This window comes from Streptomyces coacervatus, from assembly GCF_029223485.1.
In the GTDB taxonomy this organism is placed as follows: Bacteria; Actinomycetota; Actinomycetes; order Streptomycetales; family Streptomycetaceae; genus Streptomyces; species Streptomyces coacervatus.
The window spans coordinates 26,519-40,308 of record NZ_JARHTP010000007.1 but is presented as its reverse complement, the minus strand read 5'-3'; the positions used below and the strand labels follow the sequence as shown (position 1 = coordinate 40,308).

Here is a 13,790-nt window from a genome sequence, read left to right as displayed (position 1 = left end):
CAGATAACGGTTTTCGTACGTCCCCACGGCCCTGGCAGGATCTCGGAATGGCTTCGTTCTCACCCATACCCCCCGTCGTTCCCGCTGGCCGGATGGCCCGGATCCCCCAGCCTGTGCTCGGCCTGTCCAAGGGGCTGGAGTTGCGCCCGTGGCACACTCGGGACGCCGACGTCCTGGTGACCGCCGGCCAGGATCCGGCCATCCGGAAGTGGAACCGCCTGATCGTGAAATCGGCGGCGCACGCGCACCAAAGGATCGAGCGCATGCACGAACGCTGGCGGGCCGAGCAGGCCGCGATCTGGGCCATCGCCGGAGCGGACGGAGGCAAGGCCGTGGGCCTGATCGGCTGGGGCGACATCGACCTCGACGACGGCCACGCCGAGATCGTCTACTGGGTGCTGCCCGCCGCCCGCGGCGGCGGTGTCGTCGTCGATGCGACGAAGCGCCTCAGCCGGTGGGCCCTTGAAGACCTGGGCCTGCACCGCCTGCGCCTGTGCCACTCGACCGCGAACCCGGCGTCCTGCCGCGTGGCTCAGAAGGCCGGCTTCTCCTTCGAGGGCACCCAGCGCAGCGCGCTGCTGCACGAGGACGGGTGGCACGACCAGCACCTGCACGCCCTGGTGAAAGGAGACATCTGAGGCGTCTACAGGTCGTTGCCGGCGTAGGAGAGATTGAAGCTCTTGTTGGTCAGCGGGAAGTCCGGGACGATCGTGTCGTTCAGGGCGACCGGCAGCGCAGGCCAGTTGAAGAAGGACGGGTCGACAGGCTTGACCCGCGTGAGGGTGCCGTCGGCGGCGAGTTCGACGCGGGTGGCGATGGTGCCGCGCCAGCCCTCGACCAGGCCGACCCCGCTGCCCGGGCCTGCCCCCGCAGCGGGTGGGGGCCCGAGGACGGCGCCGGTGGCGACGCAGTCGCGCAGCTGACGGATCAGCGCCAGGGAGGCGTCGATCTCCTCGGCGCGGACCAGGAAGCGGGCCAGGACGTCACCGCCGGTGTGCATGGGGACGTTCGCGGGGTGCCCGTGTGGGGTGTGGGGGTGGGCAATGCGGGCGTCCTGGGCAAGGCCGCTGGCGCGGGCGACGTAGCCGAGGCAGCCGATGTCCCGGGCGGCCTCGGTGCGCAGGATCGCGGTGCCGGTGAAGCGGTCATGAACGGTGGAGTGGCGAAGCGCCAGCCGCACGATCTCGCGGATGTCCTCGCCGATGGCCTCCAGCCGGGTACGGCCGGGGAGGGTGTGCAGGGCGCTGCCGCCGGGGACGACGCCGCCGCGCAGCAGCCTGTGTCCGGTCACCGTGTGGTTGAGGCGCAGGAGTTGTTCGCGGATGCGCTGGGCGTGGGCGTTGAGGATGCCGTATCCGACGTCGTTGCAGAGCATGCCGAGGTCGGCGACGTGGTTGTGGAGGCGTTCGAGTTCGAGCAGCAGGGCGCGGGCGCACTGGGCCTGTTCGGGCACCGCCGTGCCGATGGCCTCCTCGACGGCCAGGCAGTACGCGAGGGCGTGGCCGACGGCGGTGTCGCCGCTGATGCGCTCGGCCAGCGGGAGTCCGGCCGCCACCGAGCGGCCCTGGAAGAGTCTCTCGATGCCCTTGTGGACGAACCAGAGGCGGGCCTTGAGTTTGAGGATGGTCTCGCCGACGACGGAGAAGCGGAAGTGGCCGGGTTCGATGAGCCCGGCGTGGACCGGGCCGACGGGGATCTCGTAGACGCCGTCGCCGGTGACCTCCAGGAAGGGGTAAGGCCCTTCCTGTTCGCCGAAGGCGGGCGGGTCCCCGGCGTCGGGGTGCATCGGGTACCAGCCCTTGGGCCAGTGGAAGTGGCGTACCAGGCGGCGGGGCAGTGGGTGGTCGAGGGGCACGATGCCGTGCAGGTCGTGCATCTCGCGCTCGAACCGCCCGGCGGGGAAGGACAGATGAGCGAGGCTTGGCACCTCGGGCCGGACCGGGTCCAGGCGTACGTGGAGTTCGATGCGGGTGTCGGGCGGCCCGGAGACGAAGAGGTAGACGAGGCGGACGGCGTCGGCGTCGTGGTGGGCGGCGACCAGCGCCAGGCGGTGTCCGTCGCGCAGCAGCGTCTCGGCCCGCTTGGGCAGTTCGGCGGTGTGGACGTCGTGCACGGTGCGCATCGGTCAGGCCCTTTCCAGGACAGTAGCGGCCTGGGTGAGCAGATCGCCCAGTGGGCCAGTGGCGATGCCGAGGGCGGTGCAGGCCGCCAGGCCCATCACGAGGGGCCACAGTGCGGACGGGCTTTCCGCCTGGGCCGTTTCCGCGTCGGGGGCTGGCCCCAGCAGCATGTGCGTGGCGCGGGTGGCGAGCGCGGCAAAGGCGATCAGGACCAGGAGCAGGGCGGCGGCCATCACCCAGCCCAGGCCGCCGTCGGCGGCGAATCCGGCGCGGGCGATGCCCAGTTCGGAGGCGAACAGGCTGAACGGTGGGAAGCCCAGCAGCCCCACTATCGCGAGCCCGAACAGGGCACCCAGCCACGGCACTTGGGCCAGCAGCCCGCGCACCCGGCCGATCTTCGAAGTGCCCCGCAGGTGCAGGATCTGTCCGGAGGCGCAGAACGCGGTGGCCTTGGCGAGCCCGTGGCCCGCGATGTGGAGCAGGGCTGCGGACAGGGCGAGCGGGCTGCCGATCGCCGCGGCCAGGGCGATCAGGCTCATGTGTTCCATGCTGGAGTAGGCCAGCATCCGTTTGTAGTCGCGCTGGGCCAGCAGCAGTCCGGCCGCGATCGTGAGGGTGAGCAGCGCGATGCCGGCCAGCAGGACGCGGGTGAAGTCCGGGCCGAGGGCGGCATCCGCGATGACCCGGTAGCGCAGGAGCGCGGCGAAGGCCACGGACAGCAGGACGCCGGACATCAGCGCCGAGATCGGCGCCGGGGCCTGGCTGTGGGCGTCGGGCAGCCAGGCATGCAATGGGATCAGGCCCGCCTTGGCGCCGTAGCCGAGGACGATGAGGGTGATGCCGAGCCGGGTGACCGCCGGGTCGAGCCGGTCAGCGTGGGCGACGAGGGTGGGCCAGTCCAGGGCCCACGCCTCGGCGATGCCGGCCTGCCGGGCCGCGTAGTAGATGAGCACCGTGCCGAGGAAGGCGAGCGCGATGCCGGCCGAGCAGATCACCACGTACTTCCAGGCCGCCTCCACCGAGGTACGGGTTCGGCGGTGGCCGACGAGGAAGGCGGTGACGATGGTGGTGGCCTCGATCGCGACCCACAGCACGCCGAGGTTGGCGGTCACCACCGCCAGGCACATCGCGGACAGGAACGCCTGGACGAGGACGTGGTAGCGCCACACGGTCCGGACGCTTGCCCGTCCCGCGGCCCGCTCACCCGCCAGATACGCAGGCGCGGAGCCACAGGCAATCAACGCGACGGCGCCGACCACCAGCAGCATCCACGCAGTCAGCGCGTCCGCGCGCAGCAGTCCGGAGTACACGGCCTTCGGGCCGTCGTCGACGACGTCCGCCGCCAGCAGGCTCCCGCACGTGAGGATCACAGCGGGCGAGACGAGCCCGGCCCAGTCCTGCCCATGCCTCGCGGACACCTGGTCGGGCTCGGGGGCTTCCGCCACCAGGACAGAGCCCTGTGCCGACGCGCGCTGCCGGGCCCCGGTGAGCTCCGCGACGAATGCTTTGGCGGTCGGGCGGGTGCGCGGGGCGGCCAGTGCGTACGCGCCGGCCACTGCCAGCGGCACGGCGGCGGGCGCAGTGAGGAGGAACGCGAAAGCAGTCGGGCTCATCAGTCGTGCAGCTCCCGCAGGTCGTCGATGTCGGTGGTGCCGAACGCCTCCCGCACCCGCGCAGTGAGCAGCTGCAGCACCAGGACGGCGAGCAGCACGTCGAAGGAGACGCCGAGTTCGACGATCAACGGCACCCCGGAGGCGGCCAGGAAGGCGGTCGCGGTGATGCCGTTGTCCAGCAGCAGGAACCCCACCACCTGGGCCAGCGCCCGGCGCCGGGTCACCAGCACGAAGAAGCCGATCAGCACGACGGCCAGGCCGACCGGCAGCGCGCGGGTGGCGGGTGTCGGATCCAGTTCGACCAGGGGGCGGGCGACCGCGTAGGCGAGCAGCGTGAGCGCGGCGGCGGTCAGCAGCGAGGCGGCCACGTTCACCAGCGGCTCCGTCTCGCGTACCTCCTCGCTGTATGTGTACGCCCGCGCCCCGTCCTGGTCCCGGGTCCGGTCGGCGACGAGTGCGTCCAGGGCGCGGCGGATCAGGTACGGCAGCAGGCTCGCCCGCAGGGCGCCGATCCCGGCGGCCACCACGATCAGGTCCCAGCGGTCCTCGTGCAGTCCGAGCAGCAGGGCGATGGCGGCAAGCGCGAGTCCCTGCAGGGCGAAGAGCCGTACGATCGCGGCGAGTTCGCGGCGCCACAGCACCACCACGGCGGCCAGCAGGAACGCCCCGCAGGCGAGATCGAGCAGCTGGGTGAACAGGCTGTTGTTCATCGCTCACCGCCAAGGAAGTAGGAGGCGGTGACCGCAAGGAGGGCCAGCAGGAAGGATCCGGCGAGGAGTTCGGGCACGCGGAAGAGCCGCAGCTTGGCCCAGAAGACCTCGGCCGCCGCCAGCGCCATCCCGAGCAGCGCCACTTTGAGGACGACCAGCAGCAGGGCGAGCAGGACGGCCGTGAGCGAGGCGCTGGTGGCGATGCCCCACGGGGCGAACAGCGAAGCCAGCAGCCCCAGCAGCACGGCCAGCCGCAGCTGCGCGCCGAACTCGACCAGGGCCAGGTCGGGGCCGGCGTATTCGAGGACCATGGCCTCGTGGACCATGGTCAGCTCCAGGTGGGTGGAGGGGTTGTCCACCGGCAGCCGGCCGCTCTCGGCCAGGACCGCGACCGAAAGCGCGGCGATCGCCAGCAGACCTGCCGGGGAGGTCAGCCGGGCCGGCTGGTCCACTGCTCCGGCCACGATGACGGGCAAATTGGTGGACCCGGCCGGTATCGACAGCGCGAACACTGACATCAGAATGGTCGGTTCGACCAGCGCGGCGATGGTCATCTCCCGGGAGGCACCCATACCGCCGAACGCGGTGCCGGTGTCCAGCCCCGCGAGCGCCAGCGCCAGGGTGCCGAGCGCCAGCAGCGCCACCACCACGATCAAATCCGCTCGTGCGTGGACCGGCGTGACCGTGGACACCAGCGGCACCAGCACGGCCAGGACCAGCGAGGTGGCAACCAGGAGCGGTGGCGCCCACCGGAAGGCGGGCCCGGTGCCCACCGGGGTGATCGGCTCTTTGCGCAGCAGCTTGCGCATGTCCCGCCACGGCTGCAGCAGCCCGGCGCCGGCCCGGCCCTCCAGCAGGGCTCGGGTCTGCCGCATCAGACCGGTCAGCAGGGGCGCGCCGGCCGCCACCGCGCCCACCTGGAGGGCGATCGCCGTGTATCCGACCGTGTTCACCAGCCCACCACCAGCACCAGAAGCAGAGTGACCAGCCCGAAGAAGCCGTAGCCCAGGTAGGCGTGCACGCTGCCGCCCGCCAGCCGCCGCGCCGACTGCCCGGCGGTAGCGAGGAAGCCGAGGACTGGCCGGTACAGACGGTGTTCGATGCGGTCGGGCACCCGGTTGCGGAACTTCACCCGCTCGACGAGATACGCCGACTCGCGCACCGGCGTGACGTCCACGTCCTGCTCGGGGGCGAGCACGTCGTCGAAGACCCGCTGCAGTGGCTCGGCGAACGAGGTCGCCGTATAGGCCATGCGCGGCGTCGGCGCTCCTCCGCCGCAGTCCCACAACCTCGCCTGGGTGCGGCGCTGTCGGCGCCGCGCCGCCCAGCCTGCCGTGGCGGTGACCATGACCAGCGCCACCATCAACGCTGCCACCACCCACAGCGGGGAGAGCTGGGCGGACACATCGTGCAGGCGGACCTGCAGACCGCCGCCGGACACCGGCTGCGTCCCGGCGAACCCGACCGCTGCCACCGCGCGGTCCAGGCCCTCGCCCAGCAGCCCCGGCACCAGGGCCAGCGTGGCGCACCCGGCCGCGAGCAGTCCCATCCCAGCCAACATGAGCGGGGGCGACTCCTTCGCCGCCGCGGCTCCTACGGCACGGGGCCGGGCGAAGAAGCCCACGCCGAGTGCCTTGACGAACACCGCCGCCGCAAGCCCTGCGGACAGGGCGATCACCGCCACCGCCAGCGGCAGCACGATCGCCATGGTCACACCAGGTACGGCCAGCCCGTGGATCATCGACTGCAGCAGCAGCCACTCGCTGATGAACCCGTTGCCCGGCGGCAGCGCCACCGCGCCCAGCGCGCCGACCGCGAACAGCCCCGCGGTGACCGGCATCCGGGCCCGCAGCCCGCCCAGCAGATCCAGGTTCCGCTCCCCGGTGGCGCGCAGCACCGAACCCGCGCCCGTGAACAGCAGGGCCTTGAAAGCGGAGTGATTGACGACGTGCAGCAGCGCGGCCGCCAGCGCCAGCCCGGCCAGCGCCTTGTCACCGGCATGCGCGAACAGCCCGGCCGCACCCACGCCGAGCACGACCAGCCCCATGTTCTCGGATGTCGAGTACGCCAGCAGCCGTTTGAGGTCGGAAGCCATCGCGGCCTGCAGGATCCCGTACACCGCCGACAGGCCGCCCATGGCCATCACCAGCAGCCACCACCAGGCCGGTCCCCCGCCCAGCAGATCGAACCCGACCCGCACCAGCCCGTAGACACCCAGGTTGACCATGGCCGCGCTCATCAACGCCGACACCGCGCTGGGCGATTCGGGATGCGCACGCGGCAGCCAGGCGTGCAGCGGCACCAGCCCCGCCTTCGACGTGAACGCCACCGCCGTCAGCACGAAGACCAGCCCGCGCACGGTCGGCGAGATCCCCGCAGTTCCCGCACGCAGGGCGGCGAAGGTCTCTCCCCCGGCCTGCGCGGCATACACCATCAGGCCCGCCAGCAGCAGCACGAGCCCCAGGTGCGTCATGACCGCGTACCAGACCGCCGCCTCCCGCACCGCGGGCCGGGCGCGGTGCTCAGCCAGGACGAGGAGCAGCGAGGTGAGCGCCATCAGCTCCCACAGCAGCAGGAACGTCGAGACCGAGGCCGCCGCCGGTACCAGCAGCAGACTCAGCGCGAACAACGGCAGCAGTGCCTGCGCGCCCCGCGAGCCGAGGCCATGCGCCCCATGCGATCCATGCCCGGCCACATAGCCGACGCCGTAGACCGCCACCGCCGCCACCACGGCCCCGGCCACCGCCATGAACAGTCCGGACAGCGCGTCCACCGCCAGATGTGTCCCGGCGAGCGGGAGCAGCCCGGGCACCTCGGCCGCCCAGCGGCTTCCGCCCAGTGCAGCCACACCTGCCGTACCACCGGCCACCCCCACACCCGCCGTCAGCACACCCACCACCGCGCTGCGCACCCGCTGCGGCAGCACCAGCCCGGCCACAGCGCCCGCCACGCCCAACGCGGTGGCCGTCGCGAGGGCGGCCGGGATCACGCTCACCGCCCGGTCACTCTCCTCAGCGCCGCGATGATCTCGTCCGGCCGCGGCGGGCAGCCGGGCACCGTCAGATCCACCGGTACGACATCGGAGACCGCACCCTCGACGCCGTAGCCGCCAGCGAACTCCCCGCAGTTGATCGCGCAGTCGCCGACCGCCACCACCAGGCGCGGCTCGGGCATCGCGGCGATGGTGCGGCGCAGTGGCTCGGCCATGTTGCGGGTCACCGGGCCGGTCACCAGGGCGACGTCCGCATGCCGGGGCGAGGCCACCAGGCGGGCGCCGTAGCGCTCGGCGTCGTAGACCGGGTTGAAGGCCGCCGCGATCTCGATCTCGCAGCCGTTGCAGGACCCGGCGTCGATGCACCGCACCTGCACCGAACCGCCGAACTCCCGTGCCTTGGGCAGGACGTCACCCTCCGGCCTGGGCGGGGCGGGCTCGGCCACCCGCCCTGTGTCCCGGATCTTGCGCAACAGGCCCATGAACCCTCCCTGACACGGTGAGGTCTTGTCCGCGGGTGTCCAACAGGCCACCTGCGACCGGAGTTACGTCGCTACGAGGGTGAAGGCGGCCGCCCCCGCACCACGGAGCGCTGTCAACTCCCAAGAGGCGGCCGCCGATCGAGGGCCGTCGTTACGACGGCGGTTTCGCCTGCGTCTGGGCAGCCTGCAGATCGGCGAGGAGTTCGGCCTGCCCGGTGAGCACTCCGGACAGGATGGTCCGCGCGACCCGCAGGAGCTCGGCCACGTGCGGGCTCGTCAGCGAGTAGTACACCGTCGAGCCCTCCTTGCGGGTCACGACGAGGTTCGCGCGGCGCAGCACGGCCAGCTGCTGGGACAGGTGCGCGGGCTCGATGCCCACCTCGGGCAGCATCTCCGCGACCGCGTGCTCGCGCTCGCTCAGCAGCTCCAGGACCCGGATGCGGGCCGGGTGGCCGAGCGTCTTGAAGAACTCGGCCTTCAGTTGATACAGCGGCGTACTCATCGTGCCGTCCCCTCCCCGGCGGAGCAGCACGGCCGTATTGGCCGGTCCTCGGCGCATCGCATCCACCCACTCGTCAAACACATGCGGCCCATCCTCGCCCGCGGCAGTGGCCATGCCGAATCCGCGCACGAGAACCGAACCGCCCGAAATCAGCGGTGACGACCTCAACAATTGCTAAGATTAGCAAGTCCATACGTGATGTGAGGGAGGCTTGCGTGAGAATCATTCCGCTGCGTGGCGCGGCCGTCGCCTGGTTCAAGTGCCCGGCCTGCCGCCTCAAGTGCCGGCCCACCGCCGTCGGCCCGGACGGGCAGTGCCCGCGGTGCGGTGGGGCCCGGATGCTGAAACTGTCCTTCGGCGGCCGGAGTGCCAGGTCCGCGTCGGACGGTGACCGGGGCTGAGCCCCGCACGGCACGCGGGTCCGCACGGGAGGGTTGGGTCATGGGTGACTGGGCCGTCCAGCCCGGCAGCGGGATCCGATTCGAGTGGGGGCTGGCCGGAGCGGGCCGCCTCGCCGCGGAGGCGACCTGTCTGGTCGTCGTCGATGTGCTGTCCTTCAGCACGGCGGTGAGCGTCGCCGTCGAGACGGGTATCCGGGTCCTTCCCTTCTGGCTGCCGGCCAGCCCCGCCACCACGGCCGAACGGGCCTCGGAGAAGGCCGCCGCCGTGTACGCGCGGCAATCGGGTGCGCGGCTGGCCGTCGCGCGCCACGCCGTCACGCCCGACAGCCCCTGGTCGATCTCCCCGGCCCACCTGCGCCGCGCCCGGTTCGTGGCACGGCTGGTGCTGCCGTCCCCGAGCGGCGCGGCCATCGCGGCCGCAGCTCCGCCCGGCGTGCGGGTGGTCGCCGCCTGCCTGCGCAACATCACCGCGGTCGGCAACTGGCTCACCGCCCACGGCTACGGCACGCCCGAACACCCGGTGGACGTGATTGCCGCGGGCGAGCGATGGCCGGATGGCAGCCTGCGCCCCGCGCTGGAAGACCTGCTCGGCGCCGGCGCCCTCATCTCCGAGCTGCACCACCAGGGTGCGGGGGGCCTGTCCGCCGAGGCAGCCGCCGCGAAAGCGGCCTACGAAGGCACCGCCGACCTCACACGCGCCATCGCCGCCAGCGCCTCCGGCCGCGAACTCGCTGCGACAGGCTTCGTCGAAGACGTGGCCATCGCCACGGAAGAGGACACCTGCACCCTCGTACCTGTGCGGGACAGCGACGGTGCCTTCGCCCCCGGCTGAACCCCGCGGGGTCACTCGCCCGCGTCGTCTCCGCCCGGCCACCCTGTCGTGCGCCACTGGTGGCGGCCCGCCGGCGGCTCACCGTGCCGACTGCTGTGTGCCGCGAGCGCGCCGGCCAGGTCGGCGTGCACGGGGATGGGTGGGCAGTCCCCCCGGGGGACGAGGGAGCCGTCGGCGGGGATCGCGGCCAGCTCCAGGCTGCGGCCCGCTGCGGCGAGACGCCGCACGGCCTCGGTGATCGCCAACTGGCCCTCGGCCGACCAGCTGCGCAGCTCGGTCAGGTCGACGATGACCGGACCGCTCCCGCGTCCCACCACCCAGCCGACCGCACCGGCGAAGCGGCGGACAGCGTCCGGCCCGAGGTATCCGGAGACGGACAGGATGCCGAGGTCCTGCTCGACGGTGTAGCGCCACTCGATCGTCATGATGCTCAACTTCCTTGCGCGGTCAGCCTGTCGGCTCGAAGGGGAAGGATGATCCAGATGCTCTTGCCCTGGCCGTCGGCGTCGCCCCGGACCACCGCGTTGCCGCCCAGGCCCAGCGTGAGCTCCATGACGGTGGCCAGGCCGCCCGTCCCGGCGTCGGTGACCGCGCCGTACAGCGCCGGCTGGAAGGGGTGGCGGTCGTGCACGCCGAACGCAAGACAGTCCTTGCTCGCCGCATAGATGACGGTCACCTGCGGGGAGACCACCGCGGCATGCCGGACGCTGTTCGTAACCAGCTCGCTGAGGATCAGCAGCGCCGGGCCGATGGCGGGATGGCGCGGGCTGATGCCCCACTCGGCCAGGGCCTGCTCGGCAGTCTCCCGGGCTGTTCGGACCGCGGACGGCATGGCGGGCAGGGTCAGCACATGCCGGTGGGGCAAAGCGGCGAGTCGAGAACTCATCACGGCTCCGCGCGGGCGAGACGGAATCCGCTCACCGTCTTGGGGTGCAGGCGCAGCACGGTGTCGTGCGGACCGTGGGTCCAACCGGTGAGGGTGCGCTGGTAATGGGCGGCCTCGTCGGGATCGGTGATCACGTCGACCGGCCCGGCGACCGTGACGCTCCAGCCGGTGCCGCTCGCCGCGCGGACCTCGTCCACGTGATACGTCGCCGTCGCGGGAACCGCGGCCGCCGGCGCAGGCGTGCGCACCACCAGCCGCCCGTACTCCCAGGTGTGCCGGCCGGGCCGGATGACGGTCAACTCCCGCTGGGTGTACACCAGCCGCCCCAGCGCGCTGCCCTCCAGCAGCCACAGGGCCTCTGCACCGGAGACCTCGACCATGCGCAGGACTGCGGGTGACGTGCTCATCCGACGGATTCCTCTGTTTCCTCGCTGATGGACCGGGCGGTCCGGGCGGGCAGCGGCGGCATGACTCCGGCGCACTCCAGGTAGGTGCGGGCACCCTGGATCGCCTCGGGCGTGGTGGCGTACTCGCGCCCTTCCAGGCGCAGCAGTTCCAGCGCGCCGACCGAGTCCAGGACCTGGCGCTGACCTGCGCGTATCCCGGAGGTCATCACGACGATGCCGCGCCGGTTGAGCTTCTCCACCACGTCCTTCAGGACAAGGGCACCGGTGGCGTCGATGGTCGTCACCCGGGACATGCGCAGGATGACGACGCGCACGTCGGCGACCTCGGCCAGCTCCAGCAGGAAACGGTGGGCGGCTGCGAAGAACAGCGGCCCGTCGATGCGGTAAGCAACGATGTGTTCCGCGAGCAGCGCGTGCTCCTCGGCACTGTGATCACCGCGATCCAGCGGTACCTGGTCCAGGCGGGCCTGCTTGGCGACGGCGCGCAGGGCGAGCGCGCCCGCGACCACCAGGCCGATCATCACGGCGTACACGAGATCGAGCGCGAGGGTCGCGACGGCGGTCAGGACGAGGATCAACGCGTCCGAGCGGGTCGCTCGGGCCATGGCCCGCAGCGAGCCGACCTCGACCATGCGGATCGCGGTGGCCAGCAGCACACCGGCCAGCGCGGCGAGCGGGATCTTGGAGACGAGGGGAGCGGCGGCGAAGACGATCACCGCGAGGATCGCGGCGTGGGTGAGCGCGGCCAGCCGGGATCCGGCCCCGGTACGGACGTTGACCGCCGTACGCGCGATGGCACCGGTTGCGGGCACCCCGCCGAACAGCGGGGCCGCGATGTTAGCCAGACCTTGCCCGAACAGCTCGCGGTCCGGATCGTGCTTCTGGCCCACGGTCATGCCGTCGGCGACCGAGGCCGAAAGCAGCGACTCCAGGGCGGCCAGCGCCGCCACCGCGACAGCCGGGGCCAACAGGGAGCCGAGCGCCCCGGGATCGAGGAAGGACAGCGAGGGGGCCGGGAGCCCGGACGGCAGATCGCCGATCGGCTTGGCGGCGTCCAGGCCCGCGACCTGCGCCACCACGGTGGCCGCGATCACCGCGAGGATCGAGAACGGGACGGTGGGCCGCCAGCGGGCACCGGCCAGCATGACCACAGCCACCGCGAGCGCGAAACCGACGGCCGTCCAGTTCGGCGCCTTGGCGAACTCCTCGACCGCCCGCCAGGTCACCACCAGCACGCGATCGCCCTCGGGCTTGGGCACCCCGAGGGCGTTCGGGATCTGCTGCAGGCCGATCACACAGGCGATGCCGAGGGTGAAGCCCTCGACGACGGGCGCGGGCACGTACTGCATGTACTTGCCGGCCCTGAGGAGAGCGAGCGCGACGAGCATCACGCCCGCCATCAGCCCCACAGTGAGCACCCCGGACGGCCCGTGCTCCGCGACGATGGGCACCAGCACCACGGTCATCGCGCCGGTTGGCCCGGACACCTGCAGATTCGAACCGCCGAACACCGCGGCGAGCGCCCCCGCGACGACGGCGGTCGCCAGACCCGCCTCGGCGCCCAGCCCGGAAGAGACGCCGAAGCCGAGGGCGAGCGGAAGCGCGACGATCGCCACGGTCAGCCCCGCGAGGAGGTCCCGGCGCGGATCCCGGCGCATCTCTGTCAGATCGGTACGGCCAGGCAGCAGACCGACGATCCGGCCCCAGAACCAGGTGAACGGGGAAGTCATCGCGCAGCTACCTCGGCTTCCCGCAGCTCGGCCAGGAGCTCGTTTTGCCCGGACAGCATCTCGGTCAGGATCCGGCGGGCGGCCCCCATCAGGTCGGCGACATCTCCGCTCGCGAGGGCATAGACCACGGTCGAGCCCTCACGCCGGGAGCTGACGATGCCCGAGCGGCGCAACACCGCCAGCTGCTGCGACAGGCTGGAGGGCTCCACCTCGATGGCCGTGAGCAGGTCCCGCACCGGCATCGGCCCGTCCTGCAGCAGCTCCAGCACCCGTATCCGTACGGGATGCCCCAGCATCCGGAAGAACTCGGCCTTGGCCTGGTACAGCGGAACGGACACGGCCCCTCGGCTTCCCCTGCGAACCCCACCCCGGGGGCGGACACGAAAGGCTGTGCCCGCGGCTACCTGCGAGCACAGCCAACACAGCATCTAACCAATTGCGAAATTTTGCAATTCGGCATCCGACTGCCGCCCGGGCAACCCCTCCGAGGAGGGGGGTATCAGCCGCAGCTCAGGCCTTCTTGACCACGCTGGACTTGAGCTGCATCGCCCCGAAACCGTCGACCTTGCAGTCGATGTCATGGCCGTCGACCCCGTCGACCAGCCGGATGTTGCGCACCTTGGTCCCGGCCTTGATCCCCGAGGGACTCCCCTTGACCTTGAGCGCCTTGGTGACAACCACCGCGTCACCGTCCTGCAGCACATTGCCCACGGCGTCCTTGATGACACGCTCCCCTGCACCATCGCCACCCTCGGCACCGGCTTCGGCGGGAACCCACTCATGGCCGCACTCGGGGCACACCACCAGGGCGTTCATCTCGTAGGTGTACTCACAAGAGCACTTCGGACAGGGAGGAAGATTCTCGATCACCCCGCCAGCGTATCCGGCCCCGCACCTCGGACGATCCCCCCAACCAGCGTGCCGATCCGACCACCACAGGGCAGGCCACCAGAAGACCAGCAACAGGCGCACCCCGCTCGGAGACAGGATGCAGGCCTGTGTTGAGAAGCCGTTGTCTTTCCGGATGTGATCGCTGAGTTTCCGCTGGTCAGGCATAGTTCCGGTGTCGTTGCGGGAGGGTGGGGGCGATCAGTTCGTTCTCGGCGATGCGGAGA

Annotated in this window: 16 protein-coding genes; 3 read left to right on the top strand and 13 right to left on the bottom strand. The window is 71.6% G+C overall.

Going from position 1 to position 13,790, the window contains the following annotated elements:
* Positions 1-92: 92 nt before the first annotated feature.
* Positions 93-638 carry a GNAT family N-acetyltransferase gene (locus P2Q00_RS18375; RefSeq protein WP_275773655.1) on the top strand — a complete coding sequence of 182 codons (546 nt, stop codon included), beginning with the start codon at positions 93-95 and terminating at the stop codon, positions 636-638.
* Positions 639-643: 5 nt separating this feature from the next.
* Here P2Q00_RS18375 and P2Q00_RS18370 read toward each other — a convergent pair whose 3' ends face one another.
* The 7 genes from P2Q00_RS18370 to P2Q00_RS18340 all read right to left on the bottom strand — a co-directional run bounded on the left by P2Q00_RS18370 (position 644) and on the right by P2Q00_RS18340 (position 8,419).
* Entirely contained in the window at positions 644-2,122 is a 1,479-nt protein-coding gene (locus tag P2Q00_RS18370) for a hydrogenase large subunit (protein WP_275773654.1), read from the bottom strand.
* 3 nt (positions 2,123-2,125) lie between these two features.
* Positions 2,126-3,733 (bottom strand): proton-conducting transporter transmembrane domain-containing protein, encoded by a 1,608-nt coding sequence (locus P2Q00_RS18365; protein ID WP_275773653.1) that lies wholly within the window; start codon positions 3,731-3,733, stop codon positions 2,126-2,128.
* On the bottom strand, positions 3,733-4,443 hold the full coding sequence (locus tag P2Q00_RS18360) for a hypothetical protein (protein WP_275773652.1): 711 nt from the start codon (positions 4,441-4,443) through the stop codon (positions 3,733-3,735). The genes P2Q00_RS18365 and P2Q00_RS18360 overlap by 1 nt, the downstream gene beginning before the upstream one ends.
* Entirely contained in the window at positions 4,440-5,396 is a 957-nt protein-coding gene (locus tag P2Q00_RS18355; protein ID WP_275773651.1) for a respiratory chain complex I subunit 1 family protein, read from the bottom strand. The genes P2Q00_RS18360 and P2Q00_RS18355 overlap by 4 nt, the downstream gene beginning before the upstream one ends.
* Positions 5,393-7,438 carry a proton-conducting transporter transmembrane domain-containing protein gene (locus tag P2Q00_RS18350; protein ID WP_275773650.1) on the bottom strand — a complete coding sequence of 682 codons (2,046 nt, stop codon included), beginning with the start codon at positions 7,436-7,438 and terminating at the stop codon, positions 5,393-5,395. The genes P2Q00_RS18355 and P2Q00_RS18350 overlap by 4 nt, the downstream gene beginning before the upstream one ends.
* Positions 7,435-7,917 (bottom strand): NADH-quinone oxidoreductase subunit B family protein, encoded by a 483-nt coding sequence (locus P2Q00_RS18345; RefSeq protein ID WP_275773649.1) that lies wholly within the window; start codon positions 7,915-7,917, stop codon positions 7,435-7,437. The genes P2Q00_RS18350 and P2Q00_RS18345 overlap by 4 nt, the downstream gene beginning before the upstream one ends.
* Before the next feature lie 151 nt (positions 7,918-8,068).
* Positions 8,069-8,419 (bottom strand): ArsR/SmtB family transcription factor, encoded by a 351-nt coding sequence (locus P2Q00_RS18340; protein WP_275773648.1) that lies wholly within the window; start codon positions 8,417-8,419, stop codon positions 8,069-8,071.
* 215 nt (positions 8,420-8,634) lie between these two features.
* Here P2Q00_RS18340 and P2Q00_RS18335 point away from each other — a divergent pair, with 215 nt between their 5' ends.
* Complete coding sequence (locus P2Q00_RS18335; protein ID WP_275773647.1) at positions 8,635-8,820, top strand: hypothetical protein; 186 nt, start codon at positions 8,635-8,637, stop codon at positions 8,818-8,820.
* 40 nt (positions 8,821-8,860) lie between these two features.
* On the top strand, positions 8,861-9,652 hold the full coding sequence (locus P2Q00_RS18330; RefSeq protein WP_275773646.1) for a 2-phosphosulfolactate phosphatase: 792 nt from the start codon (positions 8,861-8,863) through the stop codon (positions 9,650-9,652).
* A gap of 11 nt (positions 9,653-9,663) precedes the next feature.
* Here the strand turns inward: P2Q00_RS18330 and P2Q00_RS18325 are convergent, their stop codons facing one another.
* The 6 genes from P2Q00_RS18325 to P2Q00_RS18300 all read right to left on the bottom strand — a co-directional run bounded on the left by P2Q00_RS18325 (position 9,664) and on the right by P2Q00_RS18300 (position 13,545).
* Positions 9,664-10,077: an STAS domain-containing protein gene (locus P2Q00_RS18325; protein WP_275773645.1), complete on the bottom strand. Its 414-nt coding sequence runs from the start codon at positions 10,075-10,077 to the stop codon at positions 9,664-9,666.
* Positions 10,078-10,082: 5 nt separating this feature from the next.
* A complete protein-coding gene (locus tag P2Q00_RS18320) occupies positions 10,083-10,538 on the bottom strand; it encodes an ATP-binding protein (protein ID WP_275773644.1) in 456 nt (151 codons plus the stop codon).
* Entirely contained in the window at positions 10,538-10,945 is a 408-nt protein-coding gene (locus P2Q00_RS18315) for a pyridoxamine 5'-phosphate oxidase family protein (RefSeq protein WP_275773643.1), read from the bottom strand. Before P2Q00_RS18315 ends, P2Q00_RS18320 begins: the two co-directional genes overlap by 1 nt.
* Entirely contained in the window at positions 10,942-12,675 is a 1,734-nt protein-coding gene (locus tag P2Q00_RS18310) for a SulP family inorganic anion transporter (RefSeq protein ID WP_275773642.1), read from the bottom strand. Before P2Q00_RS18310 ends, P2Q00_RS18315 begins: the two co-directional genes overlap by 4 nt.
* On the bottom strand, positions 12,672-13,013 hold the full coding sequence (locus tag P2Q00_RS18305) for an ArsR/SmtB family transcription factor (protein WP_275773641.1): 342 nt from the start codon (positions 13,011-13,013) through the stop codon (positions 12,672-12,674). Before P2Q00_RS18305 ends, P2Q00_RS18310 begins: the two co-directional genes overlap by 4 nt.
* Before the next feature lie 172 nt (positions 13,014-13,185).
* Positions 13,186-13,545, bottom strand: a complete 360-nt coding sequence (locus tag P2Q00_RS18300) for a zinc ribbon domain-containing protein YjdM (protein WP_275773640.1) — start codon at positions 13,543-13,545, stop codon at positions 13,186-13,188.
* Positions 13,546-13,790: the final 245 nt, after the last annotated feature.

Excerpts from the sequence above, each read along its gene's own strand:
- P2Q00_RS18375 (WP_275773655.1), top strand. The coding sequence starts at position 93 with ATGGCCCGGATCCCCCAGCCTGTGCTCGGCCTGTCCAAGGGGCTGGAG.
- P2Q00_RS18370 (WP_275773654.1), bottom strand. The coding sequence starts at position 2,122 with ATGCGCACCGTGCACGACGTCCACACCGCCGAACTGCCCAAGCGGGCC.
- P2Q00_RS18365 (WP_275773653.1), bottom strand. The coding sequence starts at position 3,733 with ATGAGCCCGACTGCTTTCGCGTTCCTCCTCACTGCGCCCGCCGCCGTG.
- P2Q00_RS18360 (WP_275773652.1), bottom strand. The coding sequence starts at position 4,443 with ATGAACAACAGCCTGTTCACCCAGCTGCTCGATCTCGCCTGCGGGGCG.
- P2Q00_RS18345 (WP_275773649.1), bottom strand. The coding sequence starts at position 7,917 with ATGGGCCTGTTGCGCAAGATCCGGGACACAGGGCGGGTGGCCGAGCCC.
- P2Q00_RS18340 (WP_275773648.1), bottom strand. The coding sequence starts at position 8,419 with ATGAGTACGCCGCTGTATCAACTGAAGGCCGAGTTCTTCAAGACGCTC.
- P2Q00_RS18330 (WP_275773646.1), top strand. The coding sequence starts at position 8,861 with ATGGGTGACTGGGCCGTCCAGCCCGGCAGCGGGATCCGATTCGAGTGG.
- P2Q00_RS18325 (WP_275773645.1), bottom strand. The coding sequence starts at position 10,077 with ATGACGATCGAGTGGCGCTACACCGTCGAGCAGGACCTCGGCATCCTG.
- P2Q00_RS18320 (WP_275773644.1), bottom strand. The coding sequence starts at position 10,538 with ATGAGTTCTCGACTCGCCGCTTTGCCCCACCGGCATGTGCTGACCCTG.
- P2Q00_RS18315 (WP_275773643.1), bottom strand. The coding sequence starts at position 10,945 with ATGAGCACGTCACCCGCAGTCCTGCGCATGGTCGAGGTCTCCGGTGCA.
- P2Q00_RS18310 (WP_275773642.1), bottom strand. The coding sequence starts at position 12,675 with ATGACTTCCCCGTTCACCTGGTTCTGGGGCCGGATCGTCGGTCTGCTG.